25 protein-coding genes are annotated in these 23,971 nt (G+C 32.1%); 16 read left to right on the forward strand and 9 right to left on the reverse strand.

From position 1 onward, the window contains the following. Positions 1 to 506: 506 nt before the first annotated feature. Positions 507 to 935 carry an NUDIX hydrolase gene (locus B2X73_RS03645; protein WP_286496393.1) on the forward strand — a complete coding sequence of 143 codons (429 nt, stop codon included), beginning with the start codon at positions 507 to 509 and terminating at the stop codon, positions 933 to 935. On the opposite strand, the gene B2X73_RS03650 is transcribed toward B2X73_RS03645, so the two are convergent. The 4 genes from B2X73_RS03650 to greA are packed head-to-tail and all read right to left on the reverse strand — an operon-like array spanning position 932 to position 2,782. After that, a complete protein-coding gene (locus tag B2X73_RS03650) occupies positions 932 to 1,315 on the reverse strand; it encodes a hypothetical protein (protein ID WP_052217679.1) in 384 nt (127 codons plus the stop codon). The genes B2X73_RS03645 and B2X73_RS03650 overlap by 4 nt on opposite strands. Then, the gene (locus B2X73_RS03655; RefSeq protein ID WP_291095755.1) at positions 1,316 to 1,885 is read right to left on the reverse strand and encodes a tetratricopeptide repeat protein; all 570 of its coding nucleotides are present in this window, start codon (positions 1,883 to 1,885) and stop codon (positions 1,316 to 1,318) included. Between the two features lie 3 nt (positions 1,886 to 1,888). Then, positions 1,889 to 2,281: an HIT family protein gene (locus B2X73_RS03660; protein WP_171623962.1), complete on the reverse strand. Its 393-nt coding sequence runs from the start codon at positions 2,279 to 2,281 to the stop codon at positions 1,889 to 1,891. Between the two features lie 21 nt (positions 2,282 to 2,302). Continuing rightward, entirely contained in the window at positions 2,303 to 2,782 is a 480-nt protein-coding gene (greA, locus tag B2X73_RS03665; protein ID WP_019976987.1) for a transcription elongation factor GreA, read from the reverse strand. A gap of 130 nt (positions 2,783 to 2,912) precedes the next feature. Between greA and B2X73_RS03670 the strand changes: the two genes are divergently transcribed. From B2X73_RS03670 to B2X73_RS03705, 8 genes are all read left to right on the forward strand, one after another. Further along, positions 2,913 to 3,362 carry a hypothetical protein gene (locus B2X73_RS03670; RefSeq protein WP_291077445.1) on the forward strand — a complete coding sequence of 150 codons (450 nt, stop codon included), beginning with the start codon at positions 2,913 to 2,915 and terminating at the stop codon, positions 3,360 to 3,362. A 206-nt stretch (positions 3,363 to 3,568) separates the two neighbouring features. Beyond that, positions 3,569 to 4,861 (forward strand): phosphopyruvate hydratase, encoded by a 1,293-nt coding sequence (gene eno, locus B2X73_RS03675; protein ID WP_286496395.1) that lies wholly within the window; start codon positions 3,569 to 3,571, stop codon positions 4,859 to 4,861. 80 nt (positions 4,862 to 4,941) lie between these two features. Beyond that, positions 4,942 to 6,225, forward strand: a complete 1,284-nt coding sequence (locus B2X73_RS03680) for a citrate synthase (RefSeq protein ID WP_125350643.1) — start codon at positions 4,942 to 4,944, stop codon at positions 6,223 to 6,225. Positions 6,226 to 6,358: 133 nt separating this feature from the next. Continuing rightward, complete coding sequence (locus B2X73_RS03685; protein WP_286496397.1) at positions 6,359 to 7,027, forward strand: sterol desaturase family protein; 669 nt, start codon at positions 6,359 to 6,361, stop codon at positions 7,025 to 7,027. Between the two features lie 39 nt (positions 7,028 to 7,066). Beyond that, on the forward strand, positions 7,067 to 7,975 hold the full coding sequence (locus tag B2X73_RS03690; protein ID WP_291077441.1) for a M28 family metallopeptidase: 909 nt from the start codon (positions 7,067 to 7,069) through the stop codon (positions 7,973 to 7,975). A gap of 90 nt (positions 7,976 to 8,065) precedes the next feature. Further along, positions 8,066 to 8,260 carry a hypothetical protein gene (locus B2X73_RS03695; RefSeq protein WP_291077439.1) on the forward strand — a complete coding sequence of 65 codons (195 nt, stop codon included), beginning with the start codon at positions 8,066 to 8,068 and terminating at the stop codon, positions 8,258 to 8,260. A 127-nt stretch (positions 8,261 to 8,387) separates the two neighbouring features. Then, positions 8,388 to 8,726: a PadR family transcriptional regulator gene (locus B2X73_RS03700; RefSeq protein ID WP_291077437.1), complete on the forward strand. Its 339-nt coding sequence runs from the start codon at positions 8,388 to 8,390 to the stop codon at positions 8,724 to 8,726. Next, positions 8,723 to 9,424, forward strand: coding sequence for a hypothetical protein (locus B2X73_RS03705; protein ID WP_291077435.1), 702 nt, complete (start codon positions 8,723 to 8,725; stop codon positions 9,422 to 9,424). The genes B2X73_RS03700 and B2X73_RS03705 overlap by 4 nt, the downstream gene beginning before the upstream one ends. A 25-nt stretch (positions 9,425 to 9,449) precedes the next feature. On the opposite strand, the gene aqpZ is transcribed toward B2X73_RS03705, so the two are convergent. Next, a complete protein-coding gene (gene aqpZ / locus B2X73_RS03710; RefSeq protein WP_125350651.1) occupies positions 9,450 to 10,160 on the reverse strand; it encodes an aquaporin Z in 711 nt (236 codons plus the stop codon). Positions 10,161 to 10,309: 149 nt separating this feature from the next. Then, positions 10,310 to 13,165 carry an aminomethyl-transferring glycine dehydrogenase gene (gene gcvP, locus B2X73_RS03715; protein WP_286495377.1) on the reverse strand — a complete coding sequence of 952 codons (2,856 nt, stop codon included), beginning with the start codon at positions 13,163 to 13,165 and terminating at the stop codon, positions 10,310 to 10,312. 230 nt (positions 13,166 to 13,395) lie between these two features. On the opposite strand from gcvP, the gene hisE reads away from it, so the two are divergent. The 3 genes from hisE (at position 13,396) to B2X73_RS03730 (ending at position 15,032) form a co-directional block, all read left to right on the forward strand. Continuing rightward, entirely contained in the window at positions 13,396 to 13,740 is a 345-nt protein-coding gene (gene hisE / locus B2X73_RS03720; protein WP_125350653.1) for a phosphoribosyl-ATP diphosphatase, read from the forward strand. 18 nt (positions 13,741 to 13,758) lie between these two features. Next, a complete protein-coding gene (locus tag B2X73_RS03725; RefSeq protein WP_286495379.1) occupies positions 13,759 to 14,535 on the forward strand; it encodes a M48 family metalloprotease in 777 nt (258 codons plus the stop codon). 281 nt (positions 14,536 to 14,816) lie between these two features. After that, positions 14,817 to 15,032, forward strand: coding sequence for a GNAT family N-acetyltransferase (locus B2X73_RS03730; protein ID WP_260509645.1), 216 nt, complete (start codon positions 14,817 to 14,819; stop codon positions 15,030 to 15,032). A gap of 11 nt (positions 15,033 to 15,043) precedes the next feature. Here the strand turns inward: B2X73_RS03730 and B2X73_RS03735 are convergent, their stop codons facing one another. After that, positions 15,044 to 15,445: a thiol-disulfide oxidoreductase DCC family protein gene (locus B2X73_RS03735; protein WP_291095758.1), complete on the reverse strand. Its 402-nt coding sequence runs from the start codon at positions 15,443 to 15,445 to the stop codon at positions 15,044 to 15,046. A gap of 72 nt (positions 15,446 to 15,517) precedes the next feature. Between B2X73_RS03735 and B2X73_RS03740 the strand changes: the two genes are divergently transcribed. Together B2X73_RS03740 and B2X73_RS03745 are read left to right on the forward strand one after the other, a co-directional pair. Continuing rightward, positions 15,518 to 16,906, forward strand: a complete 1,389-nt coding sequence (locus B2X73_RS03740; protein ID WP_221856680.1) for an HTTM domain-containing protein — start codon at positions 15,518 to 15,520, stop codon at positions 16,904 to 16,906. A 42-nt stretch (positions 16,907 to 16,948) separates the two neighbouring features. Further along, positions 16,949 to 17,452 (forward strand): DUF2314 domain-containing protein, encoded by a 504-nt coding sequence (locus B2X73_RS03745; RefSeq protein ID WP_219034560.1) that lies wholly within the window; start codon positions 16,949 to 16,951, stop codon positions 17,450 to 17,452. Between the two features lie 75 nt (positions 17,453 to 17,527). On the opposite strand, the gene B2X73_RS03750 is transcribed toward B2X73_RS03745, so the two are convergent. Beyond that, positions 17,528 to 19,660, reverse strand: a complete 2,133-nt coding sequence (locus B2X73_RS03750) for a Tex family protein (RefSeq protein WP_291046986.1) — start codon at positions 19,658 to 19,660, stop codon at positions 17,528 to 17,530. Between the two features lie 362 nt (positions 19,661 to 20,022). On the opposite strand from B2X73_RS03750, the gene B2X73_RS03755 reads away from it, so the two are divergent. Beyond that, positions 20,023 to 20,445 carry an acyl-CoA thioesterase gene (locus tag B2X73_RS03755; RefSeq protein WP_221856687.1) on the forward strand — a complete coding sequence of 141 codons (423 nt, stop codon included), beginning with the start codon at positions 20,023 to 20,025 and terminating at the stop codon, positions 20,443 to 20,445. Between the two features lie 54 nt (positions 20,446 to 20,499). Next, on the forward strand, positions 20,500 to 21,705 hold the full coding sequence (locus tag B2X73_RS03760; protein ID WP_038333863.1) for an RsmB/NOP family class I SAM-dependent RNA methyltransferase: 1,206 nt from the start codon (positions 20,500 to 20,502) through the stop codon (positions 21,703 to 21,705). Between the two features lie 63 nt (positions 21,706 to 21,768). On the opposite strand, the gene B2X73_RS03765 is transcribed toward B2X73_RS03760, so the two are convergent. Next, entirely contained in the window at positions 21,769 to 23,922 is a 2,154-nt protein-coding gene (locus tag B2X73_RS03765; protein WP_291095760.1) for an OmpA family protein, read from the reverse strand. Positions 23,923 to 23,971 lie beyond the last annotated feature (49 nt).

Consider the following 23,971-nt stretch of genomic DNA (forward strand, 5'->3'; position numbering starts at 1 on the left):
TAGGTCGTCGCCAGTTTTTATTAAAAGCCTCAAGATTTATTTCTTTAGGCTTTTTTGTGTTTATGGATTTCGCTTTAGGCTGAAGGCTGTAAGCTTAATGCATCTTCAAACTATGTTCTATGAAACAAGAAGCTTCCTTTCATCCAACAAGAAGCTTCTAATTAGTCAACGAGAAGCTTCTTCTTTATAAAAAGGAAGCTTCCTTTATAACTTACAACTCATAAATCGAAAAGCCCCTATTTCCCTCAAGTGGATATTTTAACTTCTACTTCTATTCCTGTAAGTCTTAAATCTTACGTCTTATAACTTATTACTCAAAACTCAGAACTTACAACCCGCGTTAGGGATAGTAGTGTAAATCCTTTTGTAGGAGTTGGATTTTCTGTAATCACTTCTAATCTTCTTCTACAAAAGATTGCAACGGATACCCGACCGAAGGGAACGCTATAATAATACGCATTTAAATGAAGAATTTTTATATATTTAGGTTTTAAAGTAAATAGGATATGAAACCATTTAATGTGCGTGTATATGCGTTATTGGAACACAAGGGAAAGGTATTGGTGATTCACGAGCCGTTTCAGGGAGAGTTAATTTATAAGTTTCCTGGCGGTGGATTGGAGTTTGGTGAAGGAACGAAAGATTGTATAAGGAGAGAGATAAAAGAGGAATTGAATTTGAAAGTAGAAGTTCATGAACATTTTTATACACAAGATTTTTTTGTGCTGAATGCTTTTGATCCGACAGAACAGGTTTTATTGATTTATTATAAAGCGACAATTACAGAGAAAGCATTGGATAAATTGAAAGTTTTGGATGCGGATATCAACGAATTGTTATGGTTATCCAAAGAAGAGTTAAATGCGGAGAAATTTACGTTAGATGCGGATAAAGTGGTCGTTGATTTGTATAAAAAAGAAAACTTCGAATCTTAAGACTCGAAGTTTATTATTTTTTGATCATCAAAATACTGTATAACGGCGTATTTCATCAACAAGGTTTGTTCATTTGTTTTGAGAGGAGGTAAATCTTCCAACAACTCAAAATGTGGCCAACCATCAGGATCTAACCCATCGAAACGATAAAAACCAAAAGGTTCTAACACGCGACAAACTGCAATGTGTAATAAATTGAGTTTATCATCTTTTTTGAATCGTTTTTTTCCTTGTCCTAACTCTTGAACACCGATCAAAAAAAGAATCGTATCTAAATCTGGTCTTTCACCGTCTGTGAAATTTTGTTGAAAGAATTCTTCAATCAGTTTCCACTTGTTGGTGTTTGATGATGATTCTTCTGTAAATTTTGATATATCCATTTAGAATTTACGTCCTTTGTGACGCATATGTGGGTTTTGTAATTGCGAATTACTTACGTTGAAACGTTTCATTTGATCGTTCATCATTTTGATTTGATCTGTAAACATTCCTTTCGAATCGTTTTTCTTCGCTTCTTTAATGTAACCTTCCGCTTCTTTCTTTTTACCTTTTGACATTGCAGCTCCAGCCAAAGATAAATTAGCCATTGCTCTGTCATGATCAAACGATAAACCGTAGTTTAAGGCTTCTTTCATGTATTTTTCTGAAACGGCAACATTATCTTGCGCTTCAGTAATTCCCATCATGTAATGAAAATATCCCATTTGTTTAGGAATTAATTCTGATGATGGATTTTTGATCTTTTGTAACCATTTTTTCGCTTTTGCCATATCCTCTTTGCGTAAAAACCAGAACGCTAACAAGATGTTTTCGTTTCTGAAATAAAATAAAATAGGAAATACAGCGACTAATAACGAAACAAATCCCCAACCATATTCGCGAGTGCTAAACAAAAAGATTGCTAAAGCGATTAATACAGCGGCGATTACTAATTTAATGTATTTGTTCATCGTTTATAAATATGATTTGATACTATCTGCAATTTCATTCATTTTCTCGGCAGATAATTGAAGTTTTGGATTTGAGAAATTGATATCTTGCATTGAATTTAGAGGAACCAAATGTACATGTACATGTGGTACCTCTAATCCAACAACTGCTACACCAACGCGTAGACAAGGTATTGCTTTTTCTATAGCTTGTGCAATTTCATACGAAAAGTCCATTAAACCTAAATAGGTTTCTTTGTCTAAATCGAAGATTTTATCAACTTCCTTTTTCGGGATTACCAATACATGTCCTTCTACCAAAGGGAAGGCGTCTAAAATAGCGATGTAACGATCGTTTTCAGCAATTTTGTATGATGGTATTTCTCCGTTTATAATTTTAGTGAAAATGCTTGCCATATGTTTTTAATTTTTGAAATCTTAGTCCAAAGATATTTCTAAAATTTCAAAATTTAAAGTCATTCCGTTAGGTAATGTAATTTCTGCAACTTCTCCAAGTGATTTTCCTAACAATCCTTTTGCGATTGGAGTATTCACAGAGATACGCATTTTAGCTAAATCAGCTTCAGATTCAGGTACCAAAGTGTACACTAATTCTTGTCCGTTCGCTGTATTTTTTATTTTAACTTTTGATAATATTGATACTTTAGAATGGTCTAATTTAGATTCATCAATTACGCGTGCATATGCTACAACTTCTTTCAATTTAGCAATTTGCATCTCTAACATTCCTTGAGCCTCTTTTGCAGCATCATATTCTGCATTTTCAGATAAATCTCCTTTATCACGCGCATCAGCAATTTGTTGCGAAATTTTTGGACGCTCAAAAGTTTCTAACTGATGAAGCTCTTCACGCAACTTTTCTAATCCCTCTTTCGTTACATATTGTATATTTGCCATAACAACAATGTTTAATTTTTTATTAAATAGATCTTATAAAATAAATAATCCTACACATATGTAATACTATGCGCAGGACTATTTAGTTATTGTACTACAAAGATAATAAAAAAAATACAGCAAATTAAAAATGAAACAATTTATTAAAACGATTCTAAATAAGGTTATTTTGGTTTGTGTTTTTGCTGGCTTATTTCAAGGCTGCAATTCAGATGATGGTACAGTAAGTTGTGTGCCAAATACAATTGTGAATGTATCAATCAATATCAATTTACCATTATATTCTAATCTTAATAATCCTGGAGGTTGGGTGTATGTAGATGGACCAGCGACGGGTACAAGAGGACTTATTGTTGTACGAACAGCTACGGGCTATAAAGCTTATGATCGTAATGCACCACATATTTGCCCAACTGATAAGACCACTTTATTTGTGGAAGATGACATCAAGATTGTTTGTAAAGAAGATGGTGCTGAGTGGATACTTTTAACAGGACAACCTACAAAAGTAGCGAATAGAGCGCCAAGAACATACCAAGTTTATGTGAATTCCAACGGAACCCTTACAATAACAAATTAAATTTTTTATCTAAAGTTTTTTTAATTCACTCAAAAAATAATAATCTTTGCAGGCATCGAAATTATACTTCTTTATTATGCATGCATAAGTTTTTCGAATTGTTTTTGAATTAAATTATTTTTAAAAAAAGATAATTTCGTTGTAAAGATTACTCAAATCCATTATTTTTGGTAAATCAAAATTTTATCAATTAAAAAATATTAATAATGAGCATTATTTCGCATATCCATGCAAGACAAATTTTAGATTCTCGTGGTAACCCAACTGTAGAAGTAGACGTGTATACAGAATCAGGTGTTTTAGGTCGTGCAGCTGTTCCATCAGGAGCATCTACAGGAGAGTATGAAGCAGTAGAATTACGTGATGGTGGAGACTTGTACTTAGGTAAAGGAGTTTTGAAAGCTATCGAGAATGTAAATGAAGTGATTGCTCCAGAATTAATTGGTTTTTCTGTTTTTGAACAAAATTTAATCGATCAAGTAATGATTGATTTAGACGGAACTGAAAACAAAGCTAAATTGGGTGCTAATGCAATTTTGGGTGTTTCTTTGGCGGTTGCAAAAGCTGCAGCAGAAGAATTAGGTTTACCATTGTTTAGATACATCGGTGGAGTTAATGCAAACACATTACCAGTTCCAATGATGAATATCGTAAATGGAGGTTCTCACTCTGATGCGCCTATTGCGTTCCAAGAATTCATGATTATGCCAGTTCAGGCAGCATCTTTTTCTGACGCTTTACGCAAAGGAACAGAAGTTTTTCATGCATTAAAGAAAATTTTACACGACCGTGGTTTATCTACAGCAGTAGGTGACGAAGGTGGATTTGCACCAACTTTTGATGGTACAGAAGATGCTTTAGATACTGTAATTTCTGCAATAGAAAAAGCAGGTTACAAAGCAGGTGAAGAAATTATGATTGCACTAGATTGTGCATCATCAGAATTCTATCACGATGGAAAATATGACTATACAAAATTCGAAGGAGAGAAAGGAGCTATCCGTACTTCTGCAGAGCAAGCAGCTTATTTAGCAGAATTGACAGAGAAATATCCAATTATTTCGATTGAAGATGGTATGGATGAAAACGATTGGGAAGGTTGGAAAATCTTAACAGATAAAATCGGTAAACGTGTTCAGATTGTTGGAGATGATTTACTGGTAACGAATGTAACTAAATTAGAAAAAGCAATTGATGCTGAAACAGCAAATTCTATCTTAGTAAAATTCAATCAAATTGGTACGTTAACAGAAACGATCAAAGCAGTACAAATGGCACAAAATGCACGTTATACAGCAGTTATGTCTCATCGTTCTGGAGAAACAGAAGATGCTACAATTGCAGATTTAGCTGTTGCTTTGAACACAGGACAAATCAAAACTGGTTCTGCTTCTCGCTCTGATCGTATGGCGAAATACAACCAACTATTACGTATTGAAGAGATTCTTGGAGAAACTGCAATTTTTCCAGGGCTTAAGGCTTTTAAAGTTAAGCGATAAAATAATTTGAGACTGATATTTATCAGTCTCAAATTAATAAAAAAAGTGTAAATTACGCAATAAATAATATAAACTATAAAATGTCAGATAAGGTAATATTAAATTACAACGGAAATGAGTTGGAGCTACCTGTTACAACTGGTACAATGGATGAAAAATCTATTGATATTTCCAAGTTAAGAAGTGCTACTGGATTAATCACAATGGATCCAGGTTACAAAAATACAGGGGCATGCGAATCTAAAATTACTTTTTTAGATGGTGAAGAAGGTAAGTTGATGTACCGTGGATATCCTATTGAACAATTAGCAGAGAAATCTTCTTTCGTAGAAGTAATGTATTTGTTAATCAAAGGAGAATTACCTACACAAGCTGAATTAGATAAATTTATCGCTGATATTAATGAGTATAACTATGTGTCAGAAGATTTAATCAAAATCTTAGATGCATTCCCAAGTTCTGCTCACCCAATGGGAGTATTAACATCTTTAACAGCTGCTTTATCAGCATTCAACCCAAAAGTTGTTGATGTTACTTCTCCAGATGATATGTACAAAGCGGCAGTTACTTTATTAGGTAAATTCCCAGTATTAGCGTCTTGGACACAAAGAAAAATTAAAGGATTACCAGTTAACTACTCTAACGACAAATTATCTTATGTAGAAAACTTTTATCAATTATTATTCAAAAAACCAGGTCAAGAATTAGACTTAGATCCAGTTATTATTGATGCAATTGACAAATTATTAATCTTACACGCAGATCACGAGCAAAACTGTTCTACATCAAGTGTACGTTTAGTAGGTTCTTCTCATGCAGGTTTATTTGCTTCTATCTCTGGAGGTATTTCTGCATTATGGGGACCATTACACGGAGGTGCTAACCAAGCAGTATTAGAAATGTTAGAAGCAATCAAAAATGATGGTGGAGATGTTGAAAAATACTTAGCTAAAGCAAAAGATAAAAACGATCCATTCCGTTTAATGGGATTTGGACACCGTGTTTATAAAAACTTTGACCCTCGTGCGAAAATCATCAAAGTAGCTGCGGATAACGTTTTAGAGAAATTAGGAATCAATGATCCTATTTTAGATATTGCGAAAAAATTAGAGCAAGCTGCTTTAGAAGACGAGTATTTCAAATCAAGAAACTTATATCCAAACGTAGATTTCTATTCAGGAATTATCTACAAAGCGTTAGATATCCCAACTGAAATGTTTACAGTTATGTTTGCTGTTGGACGTCTACCAGGATGGATTGCACAGTGGATGGAAATGCGCGAAACAAATCAACCAATTGGTCGCCCTCGTCAATTATACACAGGAGCACCATTACGTGATTACGTTGAAATTGAAAACAGATAAGAATTTTCTTATTTATCATATAATCCGAAAATCAAACTTTGATTTTCGGATTTTTTTTAACAATTAATTTTTAGAGATTGTTTGTTTAAAATATGTTAAAACCTTATTTTTAAGTAAATTAAATTTTGTAACCATGAAATTTGAGAAAATACATAATAAAGGTCAAGCGCAAATCTTTGAAAACAAATACCTCGAAATGTTGACAAAAGGTCATCCCGCAGTTATTTGGGGAATGTACATTCCTCTACTTTCCTATTGTATTTATTATGGTATTTATAGCTACGACTTATCTACAATAACAGTTATTTCAATTTTTTTTGGTGCGATGCTATTTTGGACCTTGTTCGAATATTTTGCGCATCGTTATCTTTTTCATTGGACAGCCGAACAACCAAGTCTAAAACGAATTGTTTACATTTTTCACGGAAATCATCATCATTATCCACGCGATAAACAACGTTTGTTTATGCCTCCAGTTCCAAGTATTCTTTTGGCATCAATCATTTTCTTGATTCAATATTTAATTTTAGGGAAATATGCCTTTGCTTTCTTTCCTGGTTTTATGATTGGCTATTTATTGTATGCATCTATGCATTATTTGATTCATGCTATTGCACCACCTTTCAAGTTTATGAAACCACTTTGGCGTAATCATCATTTGCATCATTATAAAGACGAAGAATTAGGTTTTGGCGTTTCCAATACGTTTTGGGATCGTATTTTCGGAACAATGTTCGACCTAAAGAATGAAAAAGAAGACAAAGAAAAAGTAAAAGAATTGATGTTTGAGAAGAAAAGTTAATTTTTCGTATCTTCCGTCAAATTAATCACACATATAAAAATGAAAAAATATACTTTACTTGCAATTGGATTACTTGCTTTCAATCAAGCAAACGCGCAATATTCAAAAGAAAATCAAAAGAAATATGTCGAAGAATTAGCTTCTGATGCTATGCAAGGTCGAAAATTTGGAACACCAGAAAATCGATTGGCTGCTGAATTAATTGCAAAAAAGTTCAAAGAAAATAATCTAAAACCATGTGTTGGTGATTCGTATTTAATCGAATTTGAATACAATGGGAAAACAGGACAAAATGTTTGCGGAATCAAAGAAGGTAAATCGACTGATATTTATGCTGTAGGTGCACATTTTGATCATGTTGGAACAAGTGATAAAAGCGAAGATAAAATCTTTAATGGTGCTGATGACAATGCAAGTGGAACATCGGCTGTAATGGCGTTGTCTGATTATTTTAAGAATAAGAAAGTGAAGCAAAACATGATGTTTATGGCTTTTGATGCAGAAGAAATTGGATTAATTGGTTCTAAAATGTTGGTTGAAAATCCGGATTTCCAAAAATATTTACCGCAAATGAAAGTGATGTTGAATTTAGAAATGATTGGAACGGTATCTGCTTTTGGCGAAGGTAAAGTGTATATGACAGGAAGTGATCGTTCGGATTTGATGGAGATTATGAATAAAAATTCTTGCAAAACGTTTAACGTAGAGCACGATCCTTATTTACAACAGCAATTGTTTTTCCGTTCAGATAATGTAAACTTTGTCAATCATAAGGTGGTTTCTCACTCACTTTCATCGGTCAATATGGAAAATCAACATCATTATCATCAAGTTAATGATGAAATTTCGGTGATTAATTTTAAAAATCTTTCAACAATCACAAAAGGAATTGGACGTAGCTTAAATAAAATGATGAAGAATAATGAAGCACCAAAATATTTAAAATAAAATTTAATCCGTTCTACTTGAACGGATTTTTGTTTACCATATTTTGTAACAAGTAATCTAAAAAATCAACTAATATTGAAAATGATCTAAATGAGTAAATTAATCAATCCTTTAAGTTGTTGTATTCTTGCAATTTTGTTATTTTTAATTCTTTCGGTTAATTTCTTTCCAATCGAAGGATTAGAAAAATTATACAAATATAGAATTGTATTAATTGTGCTTTATGTTGTATTGCGATTATTAAAACATTTTGTATACAAAGAAAACATCAAAACAAAGGAATAGAATTGTAACAGGAAGCTTCGAACAATCCTATATTTTAATTAACATATTATTTTACAGATTTTTTACTGAAAGAGGAGAATAATTAAAAAAAAATATTATTTTTATTATACATAAGTAAATTAGGTATATGATAGATGTTCAATTTTATAAAGGAACCTTACAACCAATTATCTTAAAATTATTACAAGATAATGGTAAAATGTATGGTTACGAGATTATAAGTAAAATAAAAATCCTTTCTAATAATCAATTTGAAATCAAAGAAGGTGCTCTGTATCCTATTTTACATAAGCTCGAAACCCAAAATGTAATTGAAGTTGAAGCAGTAAAAATAAATGGAAGAATCCGTAAGTATTACAAATTAACCGAAATTGGACAAGAAGAAACTGTCAATCGATTAGCGTCACTGAATGAAACAATAGATCAAATACAGAATTTAATTAATCCTAAATTGTCTAATCTATGAGAAAATTAAATGAGATTGAAATTGAAAAATTATTTCAATTTACTAAGAATCATTATGTAGAATATTATGATTTACAGATTGAGTTAGTTGATCATTTGGCTTGTGGAATTGAAGAGCAATGGAATTTTGATGAAACAATTTCTTTTGAAGATGCTTTAAAAATTGAGTTTAAAAAATTTGGTGTATTTGGATTTTCAGATATTGTTGACAACAGGAAATTAGAACTTCAGAAGAAATATAAAAAACTGATTAATAGAGCAATTTTAGATCATCTAAAAACGAAAGAATACATTGGATTGATTTTACTTTTTGCTCTTGTTTATATGCTTTTTACTTTGATTGATGAAAAAATTACTTTTGCTGTTGTAGTAATACTTTTTTATGGTTTTAGTATTTTTCAACTTATACGATTGAATAGGGAATATAAACGTAAAACAAAAAATTTGGGTATAAAATTAGTTTTGGTAGAAACGATTTATAAAAATTTTATATCTATTTCAGCTGCTTCGGGAATATTTAATTTAGGTATTCAGTCAATTCTTCATTTTAATGTTAATTTCTTTTATTTGAATTTAGGTGCAGCTATATTGTTACCCCTATTATTTTTAATTTTATATGTTTCGTGCTATTATTTACCTAAGCATTCCGAAGAAATAATAAAGGAATTGTATCCAGAATATCATTTAATAATAAATTAAAAAAAGCTCATGCGGAGCTTTTAGTTTATGCTTGACTTTCGTCTTTTTGTAATAATAATTTATAAATTAATCCACCTACAATTGCTCCAGCGATTGGTGCTACCCAGAATAACCATAATTGCGTTAAAGGTTCGCCGCCTACAAAAATAGCTTGTGATGTAGAACGGGCAGGATTTACAGATGTGTTAGTGATTGGAATAGAAATTAAATGAATTAATGTTAAAGCCAAACCAATTGCAATTCCAGCAAATTTTCCGTTTGCAAATTTATCTGTAGCACCTAAAATAACAATTAAGAAGAAGGCTGTTAAGACAAATTCAATTAGAAAAGCAGATAACATGCTATAACCATGTGGAGAAAAGGCTCCATATCCATTGGAAGCGAATGCACCAGCTTTGGTATTGTCAATTGCAAAATCTGAGTTTCCAGATGAGATTAAGTATAATACACCAGCTGCAGCAATTGCTCCGAGTACTTGTGAAATAATATAAGGAATAAGTTGTTTTCCATCAAATCGTCCTCCAGCAAATAATCCGAAAGAGACAGCAGGGTTGAAATGTCCTCCAGAAATATGACCAACTGCATAAGCCATTGTTAATACAGTAAGACCAAATGCTAATGCAACACCAGCGTAACCAATTCCTAATTCGGGAATACCAGCTGCAAAGATTGCACTACCACAACCTCCGAAAACTAACCAAAAAGTACCGAAAAACTCGGCAGCATAATTTTTCATAAATGTTTTAATATTAAAAGTTTAGTTAGAATGAATTTTAAAAAAAATTAAGAAATACAAACATTTTAAACATTTAAATTATTTCAATAAAAAAATCGCTCCGATTTCTCAGAGCGATTTGTATTTATAATATATTCTTTCTAGAATAATTAATCCATATAGGCTTCGATAGGAGCACATGTACAAATTAAGTTACGATCTCCGTAAGCATCATCAATACGAGAAACAGATGCAAAGAATTTACGCTCGCGAACCCATTCTGCTGGATATGCAGCTTTAGAACGAGAGTAAGGATATTCCCACTCGTCTGCTGTAATCAAGTGAATTGGGTGAGGCGCGTTGTGTAATACATTGTTGTCAACTGGATAATCTCCGTTTGCAACTTCGTCGATTTCTTGACGAATAGAAATTAATGCATCACAAAAACGATCTAATTCTGCTTTGTTTTCTGATTCTGTAGGCTCTACCATCAACGTTCCAGCAACTGGGAAAGATACTGTTGGTGCGTGGAATCCGTAATCAATCAAACGTTTTGCAATATCAGTAACTTCGATACCTGCTTTTTTGAATGGACGACAATCTAAGATAAATTCGTGTGCCACTACATTGTTTCCATTTGTATATAAAATGTCAAAATGTTTCTCTAAACGAGTTTTCATGTAATTAGCATTTAAAATTGCACCTTGTGTCGCTTTCAATAAACCTTCTGCTCCTAACATTAAAATGTAAGAGTAAGAAATTGGTAAAATGAACGCAGAACCATAAGGAGCTGCAGCAAATGTATTTGTCGCTTCTTTTCCTCCAGTTTCGATTAATGGAGAAGATCCTAAGAAAGGAGCTAAGTGTGCTTTAACACAAATTGGTCCTACACCAGGTCCTCCACCTCCGTGAGGAATAGCGAATGTTTTGTGTAAGTTTAAGTGACAAACGTCTGCACCAATATTTCCTGGAGAAGTTAATCCAACTTGTGCATTCATATTTGCACCGTCCATATAAACTTGACCTCCGTATGCGTGAATCATTTCAGTAACTTCTTCGATATTGCTATCAAAAGCGCCATAAGTTGATGGATAAGTAATCATCAATGCAGCTAAGTTATCTTTATGTTTTTCACATTTTTCTTTCAAGTCAACTAAATCTGTTTCACCAGATTCTAAGTTTTTCACAACAACAACTTGCATTCCAGCCATTGCAGCAGAAGCAGGGTTAGTTCCGTGAGCAGATTGTGGAATCAACACTACATTTCTGTGTCCTTCTCCTTTTGCCTCAAAGTAAGAACGAATAACCATTAAACCTGCATATTCTCCTTGTGCACCAGAATTTGGTTGTAAAGAAGTTGCATCAAAACCTGTAATTACAGCTAAATAATCTTCTAAGTTTTTGATTAATGTTTGGTAACCTTCTACTTGATCTTTTGGAGTGAAAGGGTGTACATTCCCCATTCTTTCCCAAGACATATGCAATAATTCTGTTGCAGCATTCAATTTCATTGTACAAGAACCTAATGCAATCATCGATTGGTTAAGCGCTAAATCTTTACGTTCTAAACGTTTGATGTAACGCATTAATTCTGTTTCTGTATGATATAAATTGAAGTTTTCGTGTGTTAAGAAATCAGAAGTTCTGATTAAATCTTGAGGTAAATAAGAATCATCTACTTCAAATTCGAAACCGTCTTCTGTGTTTTTAATTGTTGCAAAAACACTTAAAATTTCAAAAATATCTTCTTCAGAAGTCATTTCATCAATTGTGATTGAAATTTTTCCGTTTTCGAATCCATTTACATTAATTTCTTCTTCTGCAAAAATCTTCACAATTTCGTCAGAGTTTTCAACCTCAATTTGAATTGTATCGAAGAAATTTGTATTCACTAATTTAAATCCTAAATGCTCTAAACCTCCGTGTAAAACAGCTGCTTTAGTATGGATTTGATCAGCGATATATTGTAAACCATCTTTACCGTGATAAACCGCGTAGAAAGAAGCCATAACTGCTAACAATACTTGTGCAGTACAAATGTTAGAAGTTGCTTTTTCACGTTTGATATGTTGTTCACGCGTTTGTAAAGCCATACGCAATGCATAATTTCCTAAACGATCTTGAGAAACTCCAATAATACGTCCTGGAATTACACGCTTATATTCTTCTGTACAAGATAAGAAAGCTGCGTGTGGTCCACCGTATCCCATTGGAACACCAAAACGTTGAGAAGTACCAATTGCGATATCAGCTCCCCATTCACCTGGAGGTGTTAATAATGTTAAAGCTAATAAATCTGTTGCAACAGCAACTTTTACGTTAACCGCATTTGCTTTTTCTACAAATGATTTATAATTATTGATTTGTCCTCCTTTTCCGATGTATTGTACAATCGCTCCGAAGAATTCTTCTGTTAATTCAGTTGTTTCAAAGTTTCCAACAACTAATTCAATTCCTAAACCGTGTGCTTTCGTTTCTAAAACTGCTACAGATTGAGGGAATAAGTTGTCTGCTACAAAAAATTTGTTGACATTGTTTTTCTTTTGATCACGAGAACGAGATTCAAATAACATGTGCATTGCTTCACCACATGCAGTACCTTCGTCTAATAAAGAGGCATTTGCGATAGGTAAACCTGTTAAATCAGAAATAACAGTTTGGAAATTTAATAAAGCTTCTAAACGTCCTTGCGCAATTTCCGCTTGGTATGGTGTATAAGCTGTGTACCAACCAGCATTTTCTAATATATTACGTTGAATTGGTGCTGGTAAAATTGTACCATAATATCCATATCCAAGATAATTTTTTACTTTTTTATTTTTTGAAGCGATTTCAGCTAAATGATTAATAGCTTCAAATTCTGATAAAGCTTCTGGTAGATCCAAAGCATTTTTCAATCGAATGTTCTGAGGAACTGTTGCCTCAATTAAAGAATCAATAGAATCTTTCCCAATAACAGAAAGCATTTCAGCTGCTTGCTGCGCATTGTTTCCAATATGTCTAATGGAAAAATCGTTTGTGTTCATTGTGTTTGCGCTATGTTTATTTTCGCGTAAAAATACGTTTTTTTATCTTAAAATAAAAGTGAACAACAATCTTAAAAATTAATTGAATGAATTGATTAGAATTTTATTTTTTTAGAAATAAATGTGAATAAAAACTTTCTTTTTTTTCAAAAAATAGTAATATTGGCAATAGAATTGAGATAAATAATTCGGTAGAATTTCTTAAATTTATTCTACGTTTAAAAAAATCTATGAAAACAAACGATTTTATGGAACTTAATGAAAATACTTCTGAAGTCAAAAAAGAGAAAAAATTTCCATTCTTAAAGAAATTGGAAATAATGATGGAAGAGGCGAAATTAGAGGATGCGAAAAAATCTAAAATGAAACGTGTTCATAAAAAAGGTAATTCGCAAATCGCTAAAAAAATGGGGGAAGAAGCCGTAGAAATGGTGATTGCTTCGGAACAAGATAACGACGAAAACTTTTTGGAAGAATCGGCAGATGTTTTCTTTTATTACCTTATGGCTTTACATGCGCGTGGCTTTGAATTAAAAGATGTTTTGGAGATTTTAAAGAAAAGGCACAAAAAATAATTAACACCTTATATTGATATGCAAAAGGGCGGAACGTCGATGAAATTAATAATTGCCGCAGCAATTGTTATTTTTTCTGTTATAAAATATTTTTCTTCTTCGGAAGTCAATGAAATTACAGGCGAAAAGCAATATATTTCATTAACCAAAGATGACGAAATTGCGATGGGAATTAATTCGGCTCCGCAAATGGCTCAAGAGTTTGGTGGACTATCTCGCAATGCCCAATACCAAGAACTTGTAAAACGAGTAGGCGCGAAAGTGGTCAATACTAGTGATGCGCATAAAACGAATTATCCATTTCAGTTTTATGTGTTAGCAGATAATCGAACTGTAAATGCTTTTGCATTGCCTGGTGGCCCAATTTTTATTACCGAAGCTTTGTTGACGCGTTTGCAAAACGAAGATCAATTGGCTGGAGTTTTGGGACACGAAGTTGGTCACGTTATTGCGCGTCATAGTGCAGAACAAATGTCGAAACAAGAACTTTCGCAAGGAATTGCAGGAGCGGCAGGTGTTGCAGCTGGAGACGCAAATTCGGCTTATTATGCGCAAGTTGTGGCAAATATGGTGAACATGAAATATGGTCGTGATGATGAATTGGAGTCTGATGATTTGGGCGTTCGATTTATGATTCAAGCAGGATATAATCCAGAAGCATTGATTGGTGTAATGGATATTTTGGAAGAAGCTTCGGGAGGAAGCCAAGTTCCAGAGTTTCAGAGTACGCATCCATCACCATCTAATCGTCGCGAAAAAATAAAAGCTGCAATTGAGAAATACAGAAGTCAGTAGAAATATATATGGTTTTAACTTATAGAGAAGCAACATTATCTGATGTTGAAAATCTTCGTACTCTTGGGATAGATTCTTATCAACAATTCGAACATGTTTTAAACCCTTTGAATTGGAATAAGATGTACTCTTTTTTAAGTGCATAACAATCGTATAGAGATTTACTTTCCAAATCTACTTGTTTTGTTTGCGAATTCGATAATCAGATTATTGGTATGGCTTTTTTAGTTTCGAAAGGAAATCCTACCGAAATATTCGAAAAAGATTGGACTTAATTGAGAATGGTTGGAGTCCATCCTAATTTTTTAGGAAAAGGAATAGGTAGAGAATTAATAAAAATTTGTATTTTATTTGCAAAAGAATCAGATGAAAAAATTATCGCACTTCATACATCAGAATTTATGAATTCAGCTCGACATCTTTATGAAGATTTAGGTTTTGTAATGAACAAAGAACAAAACCAATTTTTGATAAAAAATACTGGCTTTATTTGTTAAAGCTTTAAAATTTAATCTAAAAACTTTGCCTTCAATTCTGGACTAGGTAACCAACAACTTTCTTGTTTTCCAAACCAACGATAACGATTTTTCGCAATAAAACTATAAACCACATCGCGCAAAGGCTTTGGAACAATCATAAAAATAGTCAACAACGAAGTTATTCCGTCCAAATATTTCGAAATTTTAAGTGCGGCAGATGATTTGGTATAAAATTTATCATCTTCAATAAAAACGATAGAATCAAATTGAGCGGCATCCAAATTATTTTCTTTCAAAAAATTTTGTCCAAAATCAGATTGTAATGAAGCAAACTGAAATTGATTTTTTTTGTCATGTTCTATCACAAACTGAACAGATTGATTGCATAAATTGCAAATTCCATCAAACAAAATAATTTTCCTCGTTTTCATACAATAAATATACGCTAAAAGTAGCTAAACTCTAAAGGTTATTTTTAAATTAGCCAAAATTAACAATCAATCATGTTTAGCGAATATTTATTCCGAAAAGTTGATAATTCTCCACTTGTAATTTTCCGAATAATCTTTGGTTTATTAATTGTTGCAGAATGTTGGGGAGCCATTTTTACAGGTTGGGTACAAACAAATTTTGTTGAACCGCACATTACATTTTCGTTCATCGGATTCGAGTGGACAAATGTCTTCTTGGGACAAAATATGATTTATTTGTACGTGCTCATGGGAATTTTAGGCTGGTTTATCGTGTTTGGATTTGCTTACCGATTTTCGATTATAGTATTTTCTATTTTATGGTCGTTGACGTATTTCATGCAAAAAACAAGTTACAACAACCATTATTATCTGTTTATGCTAGTTTCTTGGATGATGACAATAATTCCTGCGCATCATTTCTTTTCGATTGATAGTTTGATTTTCCCGAAAATAAAACGTCTAACTATGCGCAATTGGGTGCCAACTTTATTCATTATTCAGTTATTGATTGTATACACTTTTGCTGCTTTCGCGAAGATTTATCCAGATTGGTTTAACGGTGTTTTTTTACAAATGAAATTTCACGAATATGGCGATTTATTGACGACAAAATATAATCTTGTTGGTTTAGGAAAAGTTGTAAGTAGTTTAGAGTTTGCACAAGTGTTTGCTTGGGGCGGATTCTTTTTCGATTTATTGATTATTCCTGCAATGTTGATGAATAGAACGCGCGGAATTGCTTTCAAATGTGCTGTAGCCTTTCATATTTTCAATTCAGCAGTTTTCGGGATTGGGATATTTCCTTTCTTTGCTTTGGGAATGTTAATTTTCTTTTATGATCCAGTAAAAATTCAGGAAGTTATTTTTCCTAAAAAATCATTTATGATGGATCGTTCAGATGATGATAATTTATTGACAACTCGTCGTGTCATGTTCTCTTATTTGATGTTTTTCTACGTAGTTTGGCAAATATATTTACCTGTTCGCCATTACTTTATTCCCGGAAATGTTTTTTGGACAGAGGAAGGTCATCGCATGGCTTGGCGAATGATGTTGCGTAATAAAGCGGGTGAAGTTGTGGTATATGTTTCGAAACCAGATCCACAGAAAAAAGGTAAATTCTTGAAACGCGAGAAAGTAGATTTGACTAAATATCTAACCTTTAAACAAATGTCAAAAATGGCGGTTAGCCCAGATATGATGTGGCAATTTGCACGTTATGTAAAATATGATTATGCGAAAAATGGTGTGAAAGATGTCAAAGTTTTTGTGGATGCAAAAGTTTCTGTCAATGGTAGCGATTATTATCAATTTACAAATCCAAATTACAATTTAGCTTATACAACTTGGAGTTATTTTGGTCATCAAAAATGGATTCAGCCAACACCAAAAGAGTTGAATTTATCTTATTTTGAATAAATTTATGTAACTTTATAGGACAACAATCAAAGAAATACAATTATGAAATATACATTATTCGCAATAGCTTTTTCGGTTTTATTATTTTCTTGTGGTAACAAAGAAAATGCTGGAGTAGAAGCTTATAAAGGTTTGGATAAGCAAAAGCAAGAACAAAAAGATTTGGATAGTATTGGGAAGGAAGCGCAACAAACGTTTGATGATTTCAAATTGGCGTTGTCGATGAAAGATACAACGACAACTAATTTTATTGTCAAACAAATGTATGATATTCCGAATGCGACACAAAAAGAGCATATTTGGATTCGTGATGTATATTCGGACAACGATCAATTAAAAGGAATTGTGGACAACGTACCTCAATACACAAAATTGGTTAAACACAATGATACAATTGTGATAGATCCAACTAAATTATCAGATTGGATGTATTATAAAGGTGATAAAATGATTGGTGGATTTACAATAAAATATATGCGTAGTAAAATGACTGATGCGCAGAAAAAAGAGTTTGATAAACAATATAAAGTAAAATTTGAGGATTAATTTCTGCTCAGAAAATAATAAAATCAAAAAGGCAATCTTTCGTTAGATTGCCTTTTAATTTTGAAATTATTTTCCTTAATCAATCAAAGACAATTGAATTTTACGTTTTTCTGTATCAATTCCAATTACGGTTACTTCAATTTGTTGACTCAAATGCACTTTTGAATTTACATCTGAAATAAATTCATTCGAAATTTTAGAAATATGAATCAAACCATTTTCTTTGATTCCTATATCTACAAAACAGCCAAAATTGGTAATATTATTAATAATTCCAGGAACTTTCATGCCCAATTGCAAATCTTCGAATTTCTTTAATCGTTGATCAAAACTAAAAACTTTTGCAGTAGAACGCGGATCTAAACCAGGTTTTTCAAGTTCTTTTTTAATATCTTCTAAAGTTGGTAAACCTACTTTTTCGGTAATATATTTGGTTAAATCAAGTTGATTAATCAATTCTTTATTTTGAATCAAATCTTTCAAATCAACTTTCAAATCTTTCGCCATTTTCTCTACAAGAGCATACGATTCTGGGTGAACAGCAGAATTATCTAACGGATTTTTTGCATTTGGAATTCGTAAAAAAGCAGAAGCTTGTAAGAATGCTTTTTCACCCAAACGAGGAACTTTTAGTAACTCTTTTCTCGAATTAAATGCACCATTTTCGCTTCGATATTCTACAATATTTTCAGCCATTTTTTCACCAATTCCTGCAACATAATTTAGTAAATGTTTGCTTGCTGTGTTCAGATTTACACCAACTTTGTTTACACAGAAAGAAACAACATCATCCAACTCATTTTTCAATAAAGTTTGATCGACATCATGTTGATACTGACCAACTCCAATCGATTTTGGCTCTATTTTTACTAATTCTGCCAAAGGATCTTGTAAACGGCGGCCTATAGAAACAGCACCGCGAACGGTAACATCTTTATCCGGAAATTCGTCGCGCGCAATTTTAGAAGCCGAATAAACCGAAGCACCAGCTTCATTTACAACAAAAACTTTTAGTGGACGATCAAATGCAATATTCTGAACCAAATTTTCAGTCTCGCGAGAAGCTGTTCCATTTCCTATCGAAATTGCATCGATATTATAAGCATTGATAAGCGATTTTAGTTTTTTGATGGCTTGTGTTTTTTCATTTTGAGGCGCATGCGGATAGATGTTTTCGTTGTGCAACAAATCACCTTGCTCATCTAATACAACCACTTTACAACCCGATTTGTAACCAGGATCTATCGCTAAAATTCGTTTTTCTCCCAGAGGTGGCGCCAAAAGCAATTGATTTAAGTTTTTCGAAAAAACATTTATTGATGTTTCATCTGCTTTTTGTTTTGCTTCTTTCAACACTTCATTTGAGATTGAAGGAGCTAAAAGTCGTTTGTAAGCATCTTTTATCGCTTCCTCAATAACCCAAGAAACTTCTGGTTGAATAGATTTGATTAAAGTGTATTCTAAAAATTTGAAGGCTTCTTTTTTATCAATTGATACATTTACTTTCAAAAAACCTTCATTTTCGCCGCGTAAAATAGCCAATAATCGGTGAGAAGCAATTTTTTTCAATAATTCTTCGTATTCAAAATAGTTCGAGTATTTAGCCGAATCTTCATCATCTATTTTAGATTTTACTAGTTTACTTTCAATCAAAGCAGATTTTCTGAAAATATCTCGCAATCGATGACGTACATATTCATTTTCATTTATCCATTCTGCAATAATATCTTGTACACCTGCAAAAGCATCTTCGATACTTGTCACATCTTCATTTAGATATTTTTTTGCTAAATCATCCAAATCAGGAATATTATTTTGCTTCATGATGATTTTTGCCAAAGGCTCTAAACCTTTTTCTTTTGCAATGGTTGCACGTGTTTTTTTCTTCTTTTTATAAGGAAGATATAAATCTTCTAATTGAACCAAATCAAAACTTTTCTGAATACGTTGTTGTAATTCATTGCTCAATTGATTCTGCTCTTCCAATGTTTTTAAAATAAATTCTTTTCGAGAAACAATTTCATTGTATTGATTTTGCAGTTTTTTTATAGCAGAAATTTGAACTTCATCAAGATTTCCTGTGACCTCTTTTCTATATCTCGCAATAAAGGGTATGGTATTATCTTCATTCAAACAATTTACTGTATTGTTGATTGATTTTTCTGAAATAGAATTAAGATGTTGATGAATGTATTGAATCAAATTCATGTTAAAAGTTTGGCCTTGCAAATTACTATTTTTCACAAACATAAAAAATAGCATGTTTTATTTATATAGGTCGTATTTAATAGAGTGCTTTTTTTATATAATAATCTAATATTTAGAGTTTTTAATATCAGTCTTATTTTAAATAAAAAAGAATAATAAAAATTTTCTAAAAAGTTTTGGTGTTTATTAAATTATTTCTAAATTTGACCTTAGGTAGTAGAGAGTAAGATTGATTTTTTTTAATGTTAAATTTATACTTACTAGTGTAAGTTTTTTTAAAAATCAATTGGGTTTAAGCTGAGGAGCTTAAACCCGTTTTTTTTTATACAACTTTCTTATCTTTGAGCAAATATATCTACAAAATGGCTCGTATAAAATTAGATTTTTCAGACAAATTTTTATTTTCAACAATAATACCAGTACGCATAACTGATCTCAATTATGGAAATCATTTGGCAAACGATAAAGTATTGTCCATTATACATGAATCGCGAATTCAGTTTTTTCAACATTATGGCTATTCGGAATTAGATTTTGGAGGTGTAAGTGTGATTATGGGTGATGTTGCGATTGAGTATAAAAATCAAGCTTTTTATGGTGATGAATTGTTGATTGAGATTGGTGTGCAAGATTTTTCGCGTGTTAGTTTTGATGTAATCTATAAAATTTCTACAAAAGATAAATTAATTGCAAAAGCGAAAACAGGAATTGTGACCTTCGATTATCAGCAAAATAAAGTGGTTGAGGTTCCTCAAAAGATAAAAGATCTTTTTGAAGTTGTATAATCTTATAAATTAATTACGCTAATCATTTAAGTCTTTGTAAATTTGCACCGAGTTATGAAGATTTTACCATATAAAAATTTATTTGTCGGAATTACCGACACATTGCAACAAATTTTCTTCGAAGGAAAATATGCAGATAAAGAAGTTGAGCGAACATTGAAATCTAATAAGCAATGGGGAGCGCGCGATCGTGCTTTTATTGCCGAAACGGTTTACGATTTAGTTCGTTGGAAACGTTTGGTTGAAGGGGCAATGAGCCGTCCGCTTTCTCCTGATACAATTTGGGAGTTTGTTGGAACTTGGTTTGCTTTAGATCCAGAGCAAACGTTACCAAAATGGGAAGAATTTCAAAAAATCTATCCAAAAGAAGTCTTGAAAAGACATCACAATTCGTCTAAAAATATTGCGGTTGCTGAATCGTATCCAGATTGGATGTTCGAGTTAGGAGAGAAGTCGTTGGGAAATCGTTGGTTAGATGAAGTGCATGCAATGAACTCGCAAGCACCAACAGTTTTACGTGTGAATTCCTTGAAAACAGACCGTAAAACATTACAAAAAGCGTTGAAGGAGCGTAGAATAAAAACGAAAGTTTTATCGAAATATCAAGATGCTTTAGAGCTAGAAGAGAAAACAAATATTTTTCGTACAGATGAATTTCAGAATGGTTGGTTCGAAGTTCAAGATGCAGGATCACAATTGATTGCGCCATATTTACGTGTTCAACCAGGAATGCGTGTGGTAGATGCTTGTGCTGGTGCAGGAGGAAAAACATTGCATTTAGCTGCTTTGATGGAAAACAAAGGGCAAATTATTGCAATGGATTTGTACGATTGGAAATTGAAAGAATTGAAACGTCGTGCAAAACGTAACAATGTGCAAAATGTACAAACAAAGGTGATTGAAGCAAAAACAATCAAGCGTATGGAAAATTCTGCTGACCGCTTGTTGATTGATGCGCCTTGTTCTGGAATGGGAGTTTTGAAACGTAATCCTGATGCAAAATGGAAATTAAGACCAGAATTTATTGACGAAATATTAGCAACACAAGAAAAAATATTAGCTGATTATTCTAAAATCATTAAAGTTGGTGGAATGATGGTTTATGCAACTTGTTCTATTTTACCACAAGAAAATGAACAACAAGTAGAAAAATTCTTGAAAAATAATCCAAATTATAAAATGGTTTCAGACAAAATGCATTATCCATCTCAAACTAATTATGATGGATTTTACATGGCTTTGATTGAAAGAATTTCTTAAGCTGTTAATTATTATAAGATACAAAAGACTAAGTGAAAGCTTGGTCTTTTTTTGTTACAATAATTATTTTATCCTAAATCTAACTCGTCTATTCTCAAAATTTTTCCAATCAATACAATTTGTGGCAGGATTACATTCTTTGTATTTCAAATCCGAAAAACCTTTGGCAGAAATTGAAAATCGATTTTTATTCAGACCTTTTTCTACCAAATAATTCAATACAGCATTTGCTCTTCGTTGTGATAAATCGAAATTGTAAGATTCTGTTCCAACTGCGTCTGTGTGACCTTCGATGATAAAATGAAGCGATGGATTTCGTTTCATAATTGCAACAACTTCATTCAATTTTGGATAATCAATCGCTCTGATTTCAGCTTTATTAAAATCAAATTCGACGGTCTCCATCAAATAATTTGAATAATCTTGAACATAATTTCCAATCTTTTTATCACTCAAATTACTTTCAGGACAACCATTTCCAAAACGATTTCCTTTTATATACGGACATTCATCTTCGATATCCATCACGCCATCGGCATCTGTATCATAATCATTGTTGTAATTTTCTATATTTCCTTTTTGAATCAATAAATTATAAGGTGTTGAAATGTTAAATTCAGTTCCAATTTTCTCAATTTCTTTTCGATATCGTCCATCTTTTTTGCACATTTCACCGCAACGTTCTTCATCTTTTAAGAGATAATCGATCTTTTGTTTTGCCCAATAAAATTTAATTGCTTCTGTAAATTCACTTGGATTTGGTTGTTTAATCTCAAAGTTTTGAGTGAAATTTTGGTTGGATTGAAGACCTATGATTTCGATTTTTTTTGGATAACGACGATTGCAATCACGCGAAACAAAATTGACCGAATTTTGAGCTAAATACGTATTGAAATTCTTCGGAAACGTTTCGTTGAGGTTGATTTGGGATGATTGAACTTTAAGGTGATAAATAGAAGAATTCAAAACAGCTTGCTGAAATTGAGCTGTTTTTTGATTCAATTCTTTTGGTTCATTGACTGTAATCGGAAGCGTTCCTGTTGCTAAACTTATGAAATTCATCGCATGATAATCTAATTCTTTTCCAATTCCTAATGTTATAAATTGAGTATCTTTTGCATAATTTCGGAGTGAATTATAAACCGTTTCATTCAAATTTATCGCTCCATCAGAAATAATTGCGATGATTCTTTTATAGTTTTTATCAAAAGGATTTTTCTGAATTTGCTCTATTGCTTCATCCAATAATTTTTCGCCAGTTCCATTCAAATAATTAACTTTTTCTAAAGCTAAAGTGATGTTTTCTTTCGTTGGAAATTGAGAAGAATTAAAAATTAATTCATTTTTCGTAGAATAAACCAACATATTAAATTTATCTGTTTCGTTTAGATTTGGAAGAAGTTGATTCATCAATTTTTTGGTGGTTTCAATTGGTTGATTCATCATAGAACCAGAAGCATCCAAAACGAACAAAAATTCTCGCGGAGCATTGTATTTAGAAGGATTATTTGCAGGTTCAATTGTTCCTAAAATATAATCGCAACCATTTTCAGTAAACGTTTCAATTCCTGTTTGTAGTTCATTTTTTGTATAAGCATATTGAAGAGTTGGAATCTTTTTATCGAAATTTTTTGAAACATAATTTCGATCATTTTCCTTTGAAAATTTTAAATCAGAAACAATTTTTGAAATCGGAAAATTTCCCGAAAGATGAATAACTGAATTTATGTTTTTCGGGTAACCATTCAATTGATTGTTCCAACGATGAATTTGGGTAAAAGATTCTGTTCGTTTCACGATAAATTCTAAAAATGAAACTTGATAATTCAAACTATTTTCTTCAATAATTTTCGAAACTTTTAGCTGAATTTTTAGTGTAGCATGTGCAGGAATTTTTCCTAAATCTAATTGTAAAACTTGATTGTTTTGTTGATTTTTAAAAATAGTTGAAGCATCAATATTTTTTAACTCTTTTCGAATATCTACAATAGATTTGGATTGAATTTCGAAAACTTTATCATTTACAAAAGCTTTTAATTCGTACACATTTTGAGAAGCTTGATAAGGATAAATAAATTTAGCCAAAATATCTTCCGAAGAATTGTTCTGAAATGTAAAATTATGACTCAAATTACCCAATAAATGATGAAAATTATAGTCATTTTCGAGAGAAATTGCTTCTATTTTTTCAAAATCGTCCTCATCTTTAAGTTCCAAATACGGAAAAATTTGCTGTGCACAACAAAACGTATTCAGTAGAATAAAA

Origin of the sequence: Empedobacter sp. UBA7252 (genome assembly GCF_002472765.1) — a bacterium.
GTDB lineage: Bacteria > Bacteroidota > Bacteroidia > Flavobacteriales > Weeksellaceae > Empedobacter > Empedobacter falsenii_B.

What these genes read in the sequence shown, in the direction of transcription:
- B2X73_RS03645 (WP_286496393.1), top strand. Translation starts at nt 507, where the DNA reads ATGAAACCATTTAATGTGCGTGTATATGCGTTATTGGAACACAAGGGA.
- B2X73_RS03650 (WP_052217679.1), bottom strand. Translation starts at nt 1,315, where the DNA reads ATGGATATATCAAAATTTACAGAAGAATCATCATCAAACACCAACAAG.
- B2X73_RS03655 (WP_291095755.1), bottom strand. Translation starts at nt 1,885, where the DNA reads ATGAACAAATACATTAAATTAGTAATCGCCGCTGTATTAATCGCTTTA.
- B2X73_RS03660 (WP_171623962.1), bottom strand. Translation starts at nt 2,281, where the DNA reads ATGGCAAGCATTTTCACTAAAATTATAAACGGAGAAATACCATCATAC.
- greA (WP_019976987.1), bottom strand. Translation starts at nt 2,782, where the DNA reads ATGGCAAATATACAATATGTAACGAAAGAGGGATTAGAAAAGTTGCGT.
- B2X73_RS03670 (WP_291077445.1), top strand. Translation starts at nt 2,913, where the DNA reads ATGAAACAATTTATTAAAACGATTCTAAATAAGGTTATTTTGGTTTGT.
- eno (WP_286496395.1), top strand. Translation starts at nt 3,569, where the DNA reads ATGAGCATTATTTCGCATATCCATGCAAGACAAATTTTAGATTCTCGT.
- B2X73_RS03680 (WP_125350643.1), top strand. Translation starts at nt 4,942, where the DNA reads ATGTCAGATAAGGTAATATTAAATTACAACGGAAATGAGTTGGAGCTA.
- B2X73_RS03685 (WP_286496397.1), top strand. Translation starts at nt 6,359, where the DNA reads ATGAAATTTGAGAAAATACATAATAAAGGTCAAGCGCAAATCTTTGAA.
- B2X73_RS03690 (WP_291077441.1), top strand. Translation starts at nt 7,067, where the DNA reads ATGAAAAAATATACTTTACTTGCAATTGGATTACTTGCTTTCAATCAA.
- B2X73_RS03695 (WP_291077439.1), top strand. Translation starts at nt 8,066, where the DNA reads ATGAGTAAATTAATCAATCCTTTAAGTTGTTGTATTCTTGCAATTTTG.
- B2X73_RS03700 (WP_291077437.1), top strand. Translation starts at nt 8,388, where the DNA reads ATGATAGATGTTCAATTTTATAAAGGAACCTTACAACCAATTATCTTA.
- B2X73_RS03705 (WP_291077435.1), top strand. Translation starts at nt 8,723, where the DNA reads ATGAGAAAATTAAATGAGATTGAAATTGAAAAATTATTTCAATTTACT.
- aqpZ (WP_125350651.1), bottom strand. Translation starts at nt 10,160, where the DNA reads ATGAAAAATTATGCTGCCGAGTTTTTCGGTACTTTTTGGTTAGTTTTC.
- gcvP (WP_286495377.1), bottom strand. Translation starts at nt 13,165, where the DNA reads ATGAACACAAACGATTTTTCCATTAGACATATTGGAAACAATGCGCAG.
- hisE (WP_125350653.1), top strand. Translation starts at nt 13,396, where the DNA reads ATGAAAACAAACGATTTTATGGAACTTAATGAAAATACTTCTGAAGTC.
- B2X73_RS03725 (WP_286495379.1), top strand. Translation starts at nt 13,759, where the DNA reads ATGCAAAAGGGCGGAACGTCGATGAAATTAATAATTGCCGCAGCAATT.
- B2X73_RS03730 (WP_260509645.1), top strand. Translation starts at nt 14,817, where the DNA reads ATGGTTGGAGTCCATCCTAATTTTTTAGGAAAAGGAATAGGTAGAGAA.
- B2X73_RS03735 (WP_291095758.1), bottom strand. Translation starts at nt 15,445, where the DNA reads ATGAAAACGAGGAAAATTATTTTGTTTGATGGAATTTGCAATTTATGC.
- B2X73_RS03740 (WP_221856680.1), top strand. Translation starts at nt 15,518, where the DNA reads ATGTTTAGCGAATATTTATTCCGAAAAGTTGATAATTCTCCACTTGTA.
- B2X73_RS03745 (WP_219034560.1), top strand. Translation starts at nt 16,949, where the DNA reads ATGAAATATACATTATTCGCAATAGCTTTTTCGGTTTTATTATTTTCT.
- B2X73_RS03750 (WP_291046986.1), bottom strand. Translation starts at nt 19,660, where the DNA reads ATGAATTTGATTCAATACATTCATCAACATCTTAATTCTATTTCAGAA.
- B2X73_RS03755 (WP_221856687.1), top strand. Translation starts at nt 20,023, where the DNA reads ATGGCTCGTATAAAATTAGATTTTTCAGACAAATTTTTATTTTCAACA.
- B2X73_RS03760 (WP_038333863.1), top strand. Translation starts at nt 20,500, where the DNA reads ATGAAGATTTTACCATATAAAAATTTATTTGTCGGAATTACCGACACA.